Raw genomic sequence first — 14,545 nt, 5'->3', positions numbered from 1 at the left:
CATCTTTTCTTTTAGCCGCGGACCTCTCGTAACACTTTACCTTCTTCGGCATGAACACCCTGCTTCATGAAAGATTTGCACAAAGAACGAACATCCCTTTCAAGGAAGGCATTTGCATTGGGGTTGCTCCCAATTTCCATTACTTGTGGGAAATCAATGACAACCGCTTCTTTGTTGTGCCAAAGGATATTGAACGTGGAGTAATCGCCATGAACTCTGCCAGACTTTACAATGCGCTTCAAATTCTGGACCGATTGCCTGAAGGCTTCGTCCGCCTCAGCTTTCTCCATCCTTAGATCGGATATGCGCGGAGCGGGATTGCCGTTCTCATCCCCGATGAACTCCATCACCAGTGCCAGCCCGTGGACTGCGATCCCTCGTGGTACGCGCACACCATGCTCAAGGAGATGTTTCATCTGTTTGAACTCCTCCTGCACCCAAAGGACTTGATGAGCATCGAGACCATGCTTACTGCCTTGTTCAATGGCTTTCTGGATCCTGTCATCGCCGACGAACCTGCCTTGCCTATATGCCGCATCATGTTTGAATGACCGCACACGCAGGTCTGTGTACATTTTGACTGCTATGAGTCCCTTTGAGTTTCTGCCGAGAAAGACTGATGCCTCTTTGCCAGTTTTGATACCGCAGATCAACTCATCGAGGAAGTCCATTTTGGAGAGTTCGTTCAGATCGCTGTTCTCGAAAGTTGCATCTGGGTCTGAATTTCCGTCACGGGAAACGAGTTGACTGATCGACTGTTTACCGGTCAGCTTTTGCTTTTTGCTTTTGAACTTTACGAAAGTTTCTGCTTCCGTGTCTTCCATATCGAACCTGTTTGAATTGGATTTCATTTTTTGTGTTCCTGTATAAACCTCCTGCGGAAAACAAGATCGCAGGGTTGCGCGCCCTGCGAGGAAGAAAGAATCAAAAACCGCAGGGTGAGTTACGCCTGCGGTTGGATGGTCAGAATGAACGATGAATGGAATCGTTACGAAAGTCCAACTATGGGAGGCGTGCTCAAAACAGAATTTTGGGATGAGATAAAGGTTGTCATTTTGTTTCGTGCCTCCTTTTCTTGATTGTGGACGATATTGCTCTTATTTTATGTGGGGGAGTGACCTGTGTCAAGAACTTTCTGTGGGGCCTTTGGCTACAGCAGTTTCTGATTGCGTTTTAGAAGACCGAGGTATTCGCCTATAAGGGACTTATTGTAGTGCAGAATGAAATACAAGCATTGTTGTGTTCATTCTGCGTTTGCTTTTACTCGGCTGTCACTTCATGCAGGGAAGACGTGTTTACAGATGGCTTGAAGATCTTCAGGGCGATGATGATCGTACTGGTGGTCGTTTGAAAGAACGAGGCGGCGATGATCGTCAGGTCGTGTTGCAGGAGCGCGTACCCTCCCCAGATCAACCCAGCCGATAAATTCAACAGCCATGTGCCTAATGAAAGTCCAGAGAGATCCTCTTCCTTGTAGGCAACCCGCACCTGTGGGAAATTCGATATCAACGCACTGATGGAAAGCGCAAGACCCAGACCGACTTTTCCAAAGAATATTCCTGATACAAGTAAAACTCCCAGCCAGGCAGGGGTTACTCTAAATTCATTTATGCTTCGCCCGAGACGTAAGGCGATCAGTGTGATGATGAAAAAGGACGCCGCAATAATTCCAGAAGCAAGCGTGACGAATGGTTGATCGGTGATGATTCCATAAGCCAGCCAGCCCAGGCTGACAACGCAGCTTGTGCCGGTGGCATCCACCGAGACGCCAAATGCCTTTCGCGCACGGATCAGGCGTGCCAGTTGTGGGGTGGAGCGGATCAGGTCGATCATGGTGCCGATCGACCCAAGAATAGAGGGGAGGTTCATTTTGTTATCCTATAAAAGAAAGATGTATTCGAGTCTTGTTTTGTAGTTTGTTCTTGCCGTAGGGACTGACCCATCCAGCGAATGGCAACTTACTTAACGGTCTTGATGGGCCGCCCTTACGGGCATAAAAGCGGATTAATGAACATTCTCCGCCAGAACGGTGGAGAATGTTTTTTGATTGCGATCTGTGCGATTGGGTATTACGCAATGACGGGGATCACAGGCTCCTCGTCCATGTCTTTCAAATTAACAACGGCATCTTCTATCGCTTCGATCACGAGGGTACTTGGTCCACGTGCAACATAACTTTCTCCTATCGACAATGTGTGGTCGTTGTTATCTCCCGCGCTGGTAACCCACAAAATGCCTTTTTCACACTCAATTTCCAAGCCCGTGTTTGGACTGAGCTTCAATACCTCGTGTTGGTGCAGATTCAAGTCTATGTGCTTGCAATGTTCGATTGCGATCATATAAACTCCTGTTGTATAGCCACATTGTATGGATATTCCAGTGACGAGTACAGATGCAGATTTATAGAATTGTAACCAGTACAGTGGATGCTATAATCAACTGTACTGGTCATTTTTAGGAAAACTGTTCCCTTATGAAAACCGATCCGAATTCATCATTGCTGTATCGTTCCCTCGCAGACAAGTTGATCGCGTTGATCGAGAAGGATACCTATCGCGTTGGGGAGCGCATTCCCTCGGTGCGGCAGATGAGCAAACAGCAGGGCGTCAGCATCAGCACGGTGTTGCAGGCATATCTACTGCTTGAGAATCAAGGCTGGATCGAAGCCCGGCCGCAATCGGGATATTATGTGCGGGGAAAAGCTCATGACCAGGTACCAGAGCCTGAGATATCCTCTCCAGCAAAGGACCCAAGCCGGGTCAGCCTGCACGAACTGGCGATGATGTTGATGCGCGATTCAACCGACCCCGAACTTGTTCAGCTCGGAGCGGCATTTCCCAATCCCAATTATTTACCTACTGAAAAGATCAATCAGGCACTGACCCGAGCCGCGCGGCGTCACGCTGTGGATGGGCACAAGTACATCATTCCACCGGGGTTGGAGGAGCTCCGTGTGCAGATCGCGAAGCGTGCGGCACTGTCAGGGTGCCAACTCTCTCCCAGTGAGGTGATGGTCACCTCGGGTGGGTTGGAGGCGATTGACCTTTGTCTGCTTGCGGTTTGCCGACCGGGAGATATCGTTGCGATCGAGTCGCCGATGTATTTCGGTACTCTGCAAACATTGGAAGTACATGGATTGCGTGTGCTGGAGATCCCCACACATCCGCGCGATGGGATCAATCTTGAAGCGTTATCTTTTGCTGTTCAACATAACCCCGTGCGTGCGGTGATCGTCATTTCGAATTTCAATAATCCGCTTGGGAGCCAGATGCCAGACGAGAAGAAGAAAGAACTTGTGGAGTTGCTGGCGCGGCATGAGATCCCTCTGATCGAGAATGATGTATGCGGCGAGATCTATTTCGGCGAGAAGCGACCGATTGTTTGCAAGTCATTCGATAAAAAGGGACTGGTGATGCTGGTCTCCGCGTTTTCAAAGGATATCAGCCCCGGCTTGCGGATCGGGTGGGTTGCGCCCGGACGATTCAAAACGGAGTTGGACTGGTTGAAGTTCACGATCAGCGTTTCCCCGCCGACATTGCCACAATACGCCATCGCGGACTTTATCGAAGGCGGCGGATACGATCATCATCTGCGGCGCATTCGCCGGGAGTATGCGCGCAATGTGGAGTTGATGTCGAGTGCGGTGATCCGTTATTTCCCTTCCGGTGTGCGACTCACGCGCCCCTCAGGCGGATTTGTGCTTTGGGTGCAATTGCCAGAGAATGTGGATTCGCTTGAGTTGTATAAAAAAGCGCTGGAACAAAAGATCACACTCGCCCCGGGGCATGTCTTTTCAGCGACCAATCAATATGCAAATTTCATTCGCTTGAATGCGGCAGAGTTCAATTACACGATTGAGCGTTCACTGGAGAAGTTGGGGCATATTATTGTGGGGTAGGGGTTTATCGCATTTGATGAAGTCTAGGTACGCACCCATAAGAAATTAATTGTAATCTTTTCTTCTTTTCGGACGTTTCTTCTTCTCTTCCTTTTTCTCTCGTCTCAACTCCTCAATTTCTATTTGGTTTTTTGTCTTTGGTAGCGGCTTGAATCGACGTGCACGTAAGATAGCTAAGATAGAAAATGCTCCAAATATCCCTACCAAATATAAGTAGCCACTATTGCCTTCAATGAAATAAACGAACAGTGAAAAGATAAATACGGGAACGAAAACGAAGACATCAATCAAACTAAAAAGCCAAAAACCTTTTGATCTTTTTGGTGGAAACCCTGGAGAAAATTTGTTGACCCAATATCCAGGGTTGTATTGGTGATCTTGCCATTCTTTCATTTTGTCTAAGTCATCGTTTTGCTTCATATTTAAATCCTGATTGTGAGTTTACTGTCTAACCTCTCTCCCGCCTCCCCTGAAGGGGAGAAGCTAATACACTTGAACCGAAACATTGCTTTAGAACATCAATCGACAAGACGCCCTTCCTATTTGGGAAGGGATGGGGATAGGTCAAGCCTCATTTCCTTACCATACGTAACGACTGATCCGCCGTCAACGTGATAATTGACACAGTTCGTTCTACCAACGGGCGTGATGTTCTTCTGCAAAGCCGATCAGATTGTGGATCTCAAGCGAACTGCCATCGTCAAGTGTCGCACGCCCGTTATAGTGCCCGAACATTTGATGGACCTCGCTGAAGATGATGCCCAGATTGGTCTTTGCGGTGCGGTCCTTGAAGGGAGTAAAGGTCAGGTCAAGGCGGCCTTCATTATCGGTGAAGCGCCATGGCTGCATGTAATTGCCAGATTTATAGTCGAAGCGAACCGTGCCGAGTTTATGAACACGCCCGTTTAGGATGATGGCGTTCTCGGTCGCTTTGCTGAGATCACCGAAACCCATTCCAAGATTTAGCCCGATGGTTTGCCCATCGCGGAGGAAACCTGAAGAGCTGGCCCAATTCCAATAGCTTTGGTATTCCCACACGCCGCGTCCCCAATCAAGTGAACCGATACAGGTTTCGGGTTGCAGTTCTTCGCGTTGATCGCCATATTGGATATATCCCTGTGCGGGCATGCAGTTGATCTTGGTATTGTCGTAGAAACGTTTTTCGCCAATGGGAATGATGATGTTCATTGACTCGTGCTCGGGTAGCGCACGCAGAATGATATCAGCGTGGATACCGCGTCCGTTGTTGAACCCAGCCCAATCGACTTTGACGCGGCGCTCGCCGCCATCCGCTTGGAAGTGGAGCGATACCTTGTCGTTCATGAAGGAAGCTTCGCCCGCTTCGGGATTCCTTTCGAGCTGGATCCCTTTCCCAAGCGGAATGACCAGCCCCTCTTCATGCAGTTCGCCTGTGGCGAAGTCGAGTGTATAGACGAAGATATTGCCTGCATAGCCAAGATCGGCAATGGTAGCGGAGAAGAAACGCTGTGGTGTGAAGATGGCGTAGTAATCCCAGCGCTTGATGCGGAAACGATGGAAGCGTGCGTTCTCGAGGTTGCAATCTAATAATGGCTTACGTGACCAGCCGACTTGTGTCAGTTTGCCGTTTGTATCGAGCAGGGAACTGGGTTCTAGAAGTTCGTTTTGCATCTTGCCGCCTTATAGGGTTTATTTATAAGAATGATTATAACGCTCCTGTTCTGTCCCCTTACCTATGGTGAATCAATGCCAGAAAAGTGTCTGTAAATTACGCAGAATCCCCATCTCTTGCGCGCTGTGTTAGGCATTTTTGTGTTTGAAAAATTCATAGCTTTGACTCAAAATCATGTATTGCAGTTTCCACTTCTGATTTATATTTATCACAAGCGAAATCAGCATTTTGCATACTTGGCTTGATGACTGAAGTGCAGATCTGGTTAAAAATGAGAATGGCTTCATCGGTTTTATTTAAGCGATACATATCGTAGAAATAGGAAGCAAGGGTAATGTGTCCTGCATCTTGATTGTTTGCGTTTGTCTTGGAAGATTCAAGAAACTTATTGGCGTCTTGCTGAATTAATTCGGGGTAATCTCTTGTGACATCTGTAAACTTGCCATTTTCATATCTCAAAATGGTTATGGCAGAAAATACTACGGAATAGGAACTGCACTGATAACAAAAGCCATAATTGCTGGTTATTAATTCAGGATTACCGTCTTTGTTTGTGTCAGTGTAACTTTTTACTGCTGGATAGTTAGCCCCAAAGGCATCAGCAACATAGTAATTGTCGTTGGCGGGATCGTATTTATAGATTTGAACCTCTTCACTAGCGTAAGCCCCGATATGTATCAAGGAGACAATAAATTCCTTTTCGCCGTCATTGTCGAAATCGCCATATCGTTTCAATTCAGCGCTACTTACTCCCATTTTAGAAAGCGTTCCTTTGGGGACTTCCGCATGCGGAGTTGCATAAAAGAATGCGTCACCTACAGCATAGCCAACAATAACTTCGTAAGTTTTTCCATTTCGAAAAAATTCAAGAGATGTTTTTACTAATGCTGGGGCTTCTAGTATGCTAGATGTAGGTAAAGGTGAAGGCGTGATAGACGGAAGCGGGGTATACGTTGCAGAGGGAGATGAGTTGCGCTAGCAGGTGGAAGAGAGCCAGAATTGCTACATGCGCTAATTGAGAAGAAAATGATGATCGCGAATGAGTGAATGATGATTTTTTTCATAACATAATTTTCAATGTGAACGCCTAGCGGTTTGCGTTACCTGTGTTGGGCGGCGGTTTGACATTAATCGATTCATGTCTTTGAGAGTCATTTACGACCCAGCCATCTATGAACAGAAGCAACGTATTCTTTGTATTCGTCGCCGAACTTTGCTGTTAGATAGCGCTCCTCAGGAATGATCAGGATGTAATGGCACAGAATCGTTGAAGGCAGAAGCATAACTAATGCCCAAAGCATATTCAGCATCAAGGCAACACCTGAAAGTACAAGGACACCCCCGAGATAGAGCGGATTTCTTGAGATAGCGAACACACCTGTTTTAACAATCTTTGTTGTAGGGTGACCAGGGTCGGTGGGTTGTCGGAAATGTGCAAACTCACGGCGTACTACAACGACCAAAGCTATGCCGATGATTATCAAAGCAATTCCCACAAAGATCATGATTTGTCTAAAGCTTCCTTCTGACAAGGAAATTGGGACTATGAAATGTAAGGCGATACTCACAAGAAATGGAATCCCAAACACGACTTCTGCAATTTCCCAATTACTTTTATGTGCGGAATCAACATTCATCTCACTAAACCAATCTGGTTGAACATTGTATTACTCTCATCATTGAGTATCGGCGCTCAACGGTTTGCGTTACTGGGCGGGGACGGCGAAGCCGTCCAACTGGAAAAATGACAAGGCGTAGAAAACTGCTTGAGTGCGCACGTCCTACGGGCAGTCCCCAGCGTCAGGTGCAAGCTTTGTTGGGCGGCTCTATGAACGCAAGACTCGTTTGCCAAAAACTTACATAAACCTTTGCATTACACCCCACAACTCAGACCATGGTTGGCGCAAGCCTTTGCAAAGGAAAACATCTCGGAGTTTACTTTCTTCGTTGACCACACCATACTGATTGACGATCTCACCTGCCAGTATACATGAGTTGAAATATTTTTCTGCTGTTTCTTTAGAGTAGCCGACGACAATCAACACATCAATATTTTCGGTAGGTGCGCTTTGTAGCCAGAACGAGTCCGCAGGACTGATAACTTGGGGAAGATTATACTCATCACCATATAACTCCAGAGCGCCTGCTTCACCGTAGTTACCAGCGAGAATCCCCGCACGAGATTTTTCGGCTGCGGGCAGGGCGTGATATACATTTGCGACTTGCTCATTCAATTCGCGCCAGCCGAGTTGTTCGGAGAAATTGTCGTGGACACCATAGGAAATATCCCACATAGTTGAATTGATGGGTGCGACGGGTAACATTAATGCTCCACCGACAGCCAAGCCCAATGTAAGGGAAATCCAGTTCGAGGTTAAATGGCGAAGCGCATTTTTAGGAGAGAGAGTTTCCAAATGGCGCTCAAATACCACTGCGCCTGCCGCGATTAACATGGGGTAAATTGGAGCAGGATAATAGCCGCGTCCTTGCATGAGGAAGAAGATAGCAACAGGGATCAGATACATCCAGCCGAGTAGCCGATATTTTGCTTCGCGGAAATAAAAAAGCAAGCCTGAAATCCAAAACGACAGCATAAACGGATTTGCCATCAATAATTGATCGATGAAATAACCTTTGGCGCGACCGAGATTTACGTCCCGTTCATGGATAGATTTTTGAAATTCAAGCGAGATAAAGTTGTGTTGGATCTGCCAAATGATGTTGGGCAAAAAGATGACGAAGGCAATCACTACACCTGCCCACAGCCACGGAGATTTGAGATGTTTTCGTGTTTGTGTGAGCAAAACCGCAAGGATCAAACCAATGACATGCACGCCCATCGTGTAGCGTGTCATCATGCCCAAACCAATAACCGCGCCTATCGCCAGCCACCAGCGGGGGGTATCTGTTTTAAGCAGGCGGATGGCGAAGTAGGCAAGCAACACAACCCATAGAAAATCAAAGGCAACATATTGAAAGAGAGCGCCTTGAATGAGGGTGAACATGCCGATGCCTGTTCCAAACGCGGCGAGAATTTGCGCCCTACGCGAGCCGCCGAGTTCCTTTGCCATCAACCCCGCAATGACCATCACAATGGACTGCGACAGCGCCGAGAAAAAACGAAAGCCGACTAACGACGTGCCGAAAAGTTTAAGCTCAATACTTCCAAGAAACGGAGTCAGCGGTGGGTAAGCAATGAAGCCCCAAGCAAGATTGCGTGCGTCGTGAAGCATAGCAAGTTCGTCGCGATGAAAGCCATATTGATTGTTGGTAAGCAAGTGCAGAACCAGTTTTATGGTGGCAAGAAGAATAAGAATGAGTAAGTCGAATTTGATAGAGGAATTTGCTTTCATTGTTTACTTTTTGATGGCACTTCGTTGCATAACAGTCGCCGAACGGTTTGCGTTACCCGCTGGTGGGGCGGGGATGGCGAAGCCGTCCAACCTGAAAAATGAAAAGGCGTAGAAAACTGTTTGAGATTGCCGCAGAATCCCAAGCATCAGGTGCACGCTTTTTTAGCCCGCATTTAATTTTAACAAATTATTGAATAAGAAAGAATGTTTTTGTTGGAAAGCGCAAGACTTCATCAGGTTTTCCTTTTTGTACATTTAACAAAAATATTATCAAACCATATTCAAAATTTGAATTATTTATTTGAACAACGCCGTCACCTAGTAATTCTCCAGGACGCGTTTTCAGTTCAATATTTACATTCTTGCGATGTGCTGCAAATTGCACTGAAAATGGCTCAATCCAGTCTGGTAAATTTATTATTACATCACGATTTGAGTCAGGTTCAGTTTTAACCATTGTATTTATTTCTTGGGGACAAGCAACGAGAAAAACATAAAATCCGCTAGTTTCGCGAAAAGCAGGTCCGCGAAGTCCATCTTTCTCTCTATTACCTCCAGATCCAGTTACATCTTTTATGTGATAAAAGCCTGATTGATGTCGCGAAATTTTTCTTGTAGGAAATTTTCCATATTCCAATTCATTTGGTTTTATTACTAGTCTTCCTGAATCTTCTGTGTAGCTTTTAACACGTGTTCCTACTTCAGTTTCATGCTGGCTTGGTAGAAAGTAAAAAGAATTATCGGCACCCCACTCTATGTCTGCTAGACGATAATAATGTGATTGAAACGAAAAGATAATACCAACAGAATTGTTCATGAAATAATTACCACCTGATTTGCAAAGAGCGGGCTAACTATGATTTAAGCGAAACCATTCCTTAATTAATCCGCCTGGAGGTGTTATGCGGAATAGTTCTGCATAATAAGCTATGAACGAAATTATAGCTTATGGACGGCCAAAGATTATGATTGGCATGGCAAATCCTGTCAGGTCTTAAGAACGAAATCCGCTACCCATTATAATCACCGTCCATGACAACTATTCGTGCTGTTATCTTCGATATGGACGGTGTGCTCACCGATTCCGAACCACTCATCAACAAAGCGGCGATTGCAATGTTCAAAGAAAAAGGACTGACAGTCCAGCCCGATGACTTCATCCCGTTTGTGGGAGCAGGGGAGGAGCGTTACGTCGGCGGCGTGGCGGAGAAGTATGGTTTTCCGCTCGATCCTGTTGCGGGCAAACAAAGGACGTATGAGATCTATTTCGAGCTAGTGCCATCTCAACTTCATGCTTTTCCCGGTGTGCCCGAATTGGTGAAGGCTTGTCGCGATGCAGGTTTGCGCGTGGCTGTGGCTTCCAGTGCAGATCGACATAAGGTCGCTGTCAACTTGCAGAAGATCGGTCTACCCATCGAAACTTGGGACGCGGTCGTTGGCGGTGAAGCGGTGACGCACAAGAAACCTGCGCCTGATATTTTTCTCCTTGCCGCACGCACGCTTGGTGTCACGCCTGCGGAATGTGCTGTTGTGGAAGATGCAGTCAATGGGGTGCAGGCGGCCAAAGCGGCTGGGATGCGTTGTGTCGCTGTAGCGCATACTTTGTCCGCTGAACATTTGCAAGCGGCGGATGTGGTCCACGAGAAGATCGCCGATGTAAGTCTCTCTGATCTTGCACCTGATATAACTCAACATTAGAAGACGGAATACATCAATGAGCAAAATTTCTCTCAATGACATTTCCATCCGCACCGAACTTCGTCCCGGTGACATTGGCGATGTCCTGTCCATGCATGGTAGGCTGTACTACAAGGAATATGGATACACCGGTCCGTTTGAAATGTATGTGGCGCAAAGCCTGGCTGAGTTTACCGAAAGGTATACCCCCGAACGGAGTCGTATTTGGGTTTGCGAACACAAGCGAAGCAGTCCTGTGGACGAGGGCAGGCCGATTGGCACGCTGGCCTTATTGGATCGCGGTGAGTCCGCGCAGTTGCGTTACTTCCTGCTAGAGTCTGAATACCGTGGGGTCGGCCTCGGCACAAAATTGATGGATCTCTTCATGGAGTTCTTGCGAAGTTGTGGCTACAAGTCATCCTATCTGTGGACGACCGAACAACAATTGACCGCAGCCAAACTATACAGACGTTATGGTTATCAATTCACCGAAGAGAAACCGTCCACGGCTTTCGGCATCCCATTGATCGAACAACGATACGATTTGATCCTTCCCTGAACTCAACCAAGTTTCAGGTTCCCACTGTCATCGAACTCAAAGAACGGGTTATATGCTACTTCCCACAGAAAACCATCGGGGTCGGCGAAGTATGAACTGTACCCGCCCCAGAACACTTTCTGCGGTTCCTTCACAATCTTCACGCCCTTCGATCTCAAGTCCGCGATGATCTCGTCCACTTCCGCTTCACTGCGTGCATTGTAGGCCAGAGTCATCCCATGAAAGCCCTCGCCAACGGAAGATACCAGCGCATCCTCTGCCAACTTCTCGCGTGGATAGAGTCCCAGCACCACGCCGCTTACTGGAAAGAACGCAATATCGTCGTTGCTATTGCTGGATGGCTTCCACCCAAGAGTCTTCTCGTAGAACGCAACTGACTTCTTGAAGTCCCTGACGCCTAATGTGACAATGTGAAGATTCTGATTCATAGTCGCTCCTTCTTTATCCTGGCCTGTTATCCATGACTATACATCGATTCCCAACCACTGACGGATGAAATATCCGATCACAAACGAGAACAACGCCACGCTGAGACTCAGTCCCGCCATCTCGAGGAAGCGGTCCTTGAAGGATTCGTCCTTTGCGACCGAGATATAGTAATTGAACACTGCAATAATGATGACGGCTGTTGTCAATGCGATGCCGAGATCGAGATAATAGTTCTCAAAAAGCAAATAGGGGAGTACCAGAAGCGTAACCGTGGTGATGTAGGCAATGCCGGTATAGATCGCTGCACGGACGGGGTGTTTCGTTGTCTTCTCTGAACGCGTGGATAAATATTCGCTCGCGGCCATCGAAAGCGAAGCGGCGATGCCGGTGATGAGGCCCGAAAGGGCGATTAGCTTTACGTCTTGCAGGGCAAGCGTCAGTCCGGCGAGAGCGCCGGTCAACTCTACGAGAGCATCGTTGAGACCCAGCACCACTGACCCTGCATACTCCAGCCGCTCTTCGGAAAGCATTTGGATGAGTTGCTCCTCGTGTCCATCCTCCTCTTTTTGGATTGCGGCGGCTTCTGGGATGACTTCCGAAATGCTCTCGTAGTTCGATTGAGCGGCTTCCTCACCACGTTCCATGAGCTTGATGCCAAAGGTGAAGCCAAAGATCAGGCTGATGGTTGTGTAATACCAGACCATGAGCCACCTGGGTTGCACATCTGCGTTTGTGTATTTCTTCCACTCGTTGAAATGGCGTAATTCATCGTCAGCGATCTTGTCAAGCACCTTGGCATTCTCGGGTGACTTGATCTTTTGTGCCAGCCGTTTATAAATGTGGTGTTCTGTGATCTCCGTTTGTTGGAACACAAGTATCTTTTTGCGAATGTCTTCAGTGATTTGCATGAGGTCTCCAATAAAAGTTTATGCTTTGTCTGACAATATAGTGTAAATAGCGTTTGAATTTTACGTTGTTTTTTAGAATGAGTATATAATCTGCATATAGGTTTCGGGAAATCAATACCAAGTCTCCCCATAAAATACTGTTTATCGTTAGTCGGGAAGTTGGCGGGTTTAGGCACGCACTTGTCTTGTAATGGCATTTGGGATAGAGCCATAAAGGGAAAATAAACAATATAGGAGAATGGAATGAAAACAATCAAAGCAAGTTCTATCGTATCGTGCTTGTTGATATTTGTGTTTGCTATATCAGCATGTAGCGTTCTGGCGCCCGCCGAGGCGCCTACAAACACACCCGCCCCTACAGCGACTGTCATATTGACCTCGACGAACACCCCTCGTCCCTCGGCAACACCCAGACCAACGAGGACACCAAACTTTGCGGCAACCGAAAGATACGAGGCTTTCAAAGCTGAAACCCAAAAATATTACGATTTGGGCTACTTATCGTCGACAAACGGCAAATTCAAGGAGATTGATGATTTTGAAGAGGAGTGGGCGCAATTGAATTGGTTTAGGTGGTGGCCAATTAATCAAAAAGCGAGTGATTTTTATATGAGCGCCCATTTTGCATGGGAAAGCGCTTATAGGAATGCTGACACATCAGGCTGTGGTTTCATCTTTGCTCTAACACCCGATAAATTATATTATGCTGTGTTTCTTGACCGGTCACGGGTACATTTCTTGACCAAGACTAAAAGTGGTGTACGTAGGCAGGGAGTAACTCGTGGAAGCAATGCGGTAAAGTTCGACTACCCTGCCGAAGCGGACTTTACTCTTATTGTTAAGGGGTTGACGGCATATGTACTTGTCAACGATGAATTAACTGGCGAATACACTCTATCGCAAAGCAAAGCAATAACAGGAGACATCGCTTTGACGGTTCTTTCCGGTACAAATAAGGATTATGGCACAAGATGCGAAATGACCGATGTTCGTTTGTTTATACCTGATTAGTTGCCACTTGCAAAATAACAAGTTTCTACGCAGAGAATGAGAATGTAACTCGCACCCTAAGGGGTAGAAAAAATGTAACAGATACCTTAATAATGTTTTTTTCTGTTAAATTAGAAAAGTAGTGGTTTTAGCAAGTTATATTTTATGATGGCAAATTGTATTATGTCATCACAGGAAAACCAAATAATAAAGGAGAATGAAATGAAAATAACCAAGGTAAGTTCTATCGTATCGTGCTTGTTGATATTTGTATTTGCGATATCAGCATGCAGTGTCCTGGCACCCGCGCCCACCGAGGTTCCTACAGACACACCCGCCCCTACAGCGACTGTCACATTGACCCCCACGAACACCCCTCGTCCCTCGGCAACGCCCAGACCAACGAGGACGCCTAATATGACCGCAACTCAAAAATATGAGGAACTCAATGCGGAAGTGCAAAAATATTTTGATCTTGCAACCGTTCAAGGGCGATATGTAGAGTTTGATGATTTTCGTGAGGACTGGGCCCAGTTGGGTTGGTATAGTCGCTGGGAGTTCGAGGAAAAAGCTACTAATTTTTATTTGACAGCCCATTTCAAATGGTCCAGCGCCTATCGTCAAGCTGATATTTCAGGTTGTGGATTTGCTTTTGCAATACAAGACAACGGCGACCACTATGCTATGTTCTTGGATAAATCGAAGGTTCTTTTTGTTAAGACTGACAAATACTATTATCCAATAGGGCCAGTTCATGGAACTGGGCGTGTAAGCTTTGGCAATCCATTTGATAAACCAAATGAAGCGGATGTTACCCTTGTTGTTAAGGGTACTCAGGCTTATGTACTTGTTGATGGTGAAACAGTGGGAGAATATGCTTTGGCAAAAAGTAGCAATTTACATGGCGTGCTTGGGTATACGCTTCTTTCTGGCACGAATAAGGGATATGGTACACGTTGCGAAATAACAAACACCCATGGTTGGATCGAAAAATAGTCCTTAAAACTTTATGTTGTAGAGCCTTCACAAACTTGTGAAGGCTCTTTGATTTTCCCTCCCTGAAACATGGGAAAGGCGGTA

16 protein-coding genes are annotated in these 14,545 nt (G+C 46.6%); 5 read left to right on the top strand and 11 right to left on the bottom strand.

Annotated features, from left to right (window positions below; translation table 11 throughout):
- Window positions 1–11: 11 nt before the first annotated feature.
- The 3 genes from IPP66_22795 to IPP66_22785 all read right to left on the bottom strand — a co-directional run bounded on the left by IPP66_22795 (window position 12) and on the right by IPP66_22785 (window position 2,339).
- Window positions 12–851: a serine protein kinase RIO gene (locus IPP66_22795; GenBank protein MBK9928109.1), complete on the bottom strand. Its 840-nt coding sequence runs from the start codon at window positions 849–851 to the stop codon at window positions 12–14.
- A gap of 409 nt (window positions 852–1,260) precedes the next feature.
- Window positions 1,261–1,869, bottom strand: a complete 609-nt coding sequence (locus tag IPP66_22790) for a hypothetical protein (GenBank protein ID MBK9928108.1) — start codon at window positions 1,867–1,869, stop codon at window positions 1,261–1,263.
- Between the two features lie 200 nt (window positions 1,870–2,069).
- Window positions 2,070–2,339 carry a DUF2917 domain-containing protein gene (locus IPP66_22785; GenBank protein MBK9928107.1) on the bottom strand — a complete coding sequence of 90 codons (270 nt, stop codon included), beginning with the start codon at window positions 2,337–2,339 and terminating at the stop codon, window positions 2,070–2,072.
- A 134-nt stretch (window positions 2,340–2,473) separates the two neighbouring features.
- Here IPP66_22785 and IPP66_22780 point away from each other — a divergent pair, with 134 nt between their 5' ends.
- Complete coding sequence (locus IPP66_22780; GenBank protein MBK9928106.1) at window positions 2,474–3,898, top strand: PLP-dependent aminotransferase family protein; 1,425 nt, start codon at window positions 2,474–2,476, stop codon at window positions 3,896–3,898.
- A gap of 45 nt (window positions 3,899–3,943) precedes the next feature.
- Here the strand turns inward: IPP66_22780 and IPP66_22775 are convergent, their stop codons facing one another.
- The 6 genes from IPP66_22775 to IPP66_22750 form a co-directional block, all read right to left on the bottom strand.
- Window positions 3,944–4,318 (bottom strand): hypothetical protein, encoded by a 375-nt coding sequence (locus IPP66_22775; protein ID MBK9928105.1) that lies wholly within the window; start codon window positions 4,316–4,318, stop codon window positions 3,944–3,946.
- 213 nt (window positions 4,319–4,531) lie between these two features.
- Entirely contained in the window at window positions 4,532–5,548 is a 1,017-nt protein-coding gene (locus tag IPP66_22770) for a DUF2804 domain-containing protein (GenBank protein MBK9928104.1), read from the bottom strand.
- 154 nt (window positions 5,549–5,702) lie between these two features.
- Complete coding sequence (locus IPP66_22765) at window positions 5,703–6,305, bottom strand: hypothetical protein (GenBank protein MBK9928103.1); 603 nt, start codon at window positions 6,303–6,305, stop codon at window positions 5,703–5,705.
- 395 nt (window positions 6,306–6,700) lie between these two features.
- Window positions 6,701–7,186: an isoprenylcysteine carboxylmethyltransferase family protein gene (locus IPP66_22760; GenBank protein MBK9928102.1), complete on the bottom strand. Its 486-nt coding sequence runs from the start codon at window positions 7,184–7,186 to the stop codon at window positions 6,701–6,703.
- Between the two features lie 219 nt (window positions 7,187–7,405).
- Window positions 7,406–8,902 (bottom strand): glycosyltransferase family 39 protein, encoded by a 1,497-nt coding sequence (locus IPP66_22755; GenBank protein MBK9928101.1) that lies wholly within the window; start codon window positions 8,900–8,902, stop codon window positions 7,406–7,408.
- A 187-nt stretch (window positions 8,903–9,089) separates the two neighbouring features.
- Window positions 9,090–9,719 carry a hypothetical protein gene (locus tag IPP66_22750; GenBank protein MBK9928100.1) on the bottom strand — a complete coding sequence of 210 codons (630 nt, stop codon included), beginning with the start codon at window positions 9,717–9,719 and terminating at the stop codon, window positions 9,090–9,092.
- 215 nt (window positions 9,720–9,934) lie between these two features.
- Between IPP66_22750 and IPP66_22745 the strand changes: the two genes are divergently transcribed.
- Window positions 9,935–10,600 (top strand): HAD-IA family hydrolase, encoded by a 666-nt coding sequence (locus tag IPP66_22745; GenBank protein MBK9928099.1) that lies wholly within the window; start codon window positions 9,935–9,937, stop codon window positions 10,598–10,600.
- 16 nt (window positions 10,601–10,616) lie between these two features.
- The gene (locus IPP66_22740) at window positions 10,617–11,138 is read left to right on the top strand and encodes a GNAT family N-acetyltransferase (protein MBK9928098.1); all 522 of its coding nucleotides are present in this window, start codon (window positions 10,617–10,619) and stop codon (window positions 11,136–11,138) included.
- Window positions 11,139–11,140: 2 nt separating this feature from the next.
- On the opposite strand, the gene IPP66_22735 is transcribed toward IPP66_22740, so the two are convergent.
- Window positions 11,141–11,566 carry a VOC family protein gene (locus tag IPP66_22735; GenBank protein MBK9928097.1) on the bottom strand — a complete coding sequence of 142 codons (426 nt, stop codon included), beginning with the start codon at window positions 11,564–11,566 and terminating at the stop codon, window positions 11,141–11,143.
- 36 nt (window positions 11,567–11,602) lie between these two features.
- Complete coding sequence (locus tag IPP66_22730) at window positions 11,603–12,475, bottom strand: VIT1/CCC1 transporter family protein (protein MBK9928096.1); 873 nt, start codon at window positions 12,473–12,475, stop codon at window positions 11,603–11,605.
- 243 nt (window positions 12,476–12,718) lie between these two features.
- Between IPP66_22730 and IPP66_22725 the strand changes: the two genes are divergently transcribed.
- Both IPP66_22725 and IPP66_22720 read left to right on the top strand, forming a co-directional pair.
- Window positions 12,719–13,486, top strand: coding sequence for a hypothetical protein (locus IPP66_22725; GenBank protein MBK9928095.1), 768 nt, complete (start codon window positions 12,719–12,721; stop codon window positions 13,484–13,486).
- Between the two features lie 396 nt (window positions 13,487–13,882).
- The gene (locus IPP66_22720) at window positions 13,883–14,461 is read left to right on the top strand and encodes a hypothetical protein (GenBank protein MBK9928094.1); all 579 of its coding nucleotides are present in this window, start codon (window positions 13,883–13,885) and stop codon (window positions 14,459–14,461) included.
- Window positions 14,462–14,545: the final 84 nt, after the last annotated feature.

This window comes from Candidatus Defluviilinea proxima (assembly GCA_016721115.1).
GTDB lineage: Bacteria > Chloroflexota > Anaerolineae > Anaerolineales > Villigracilaceae > Defluviilinea > Defluviilinea proxima.
This window is presented reverse-complemented; position numbering and strand designations above follow the sequence as displayed.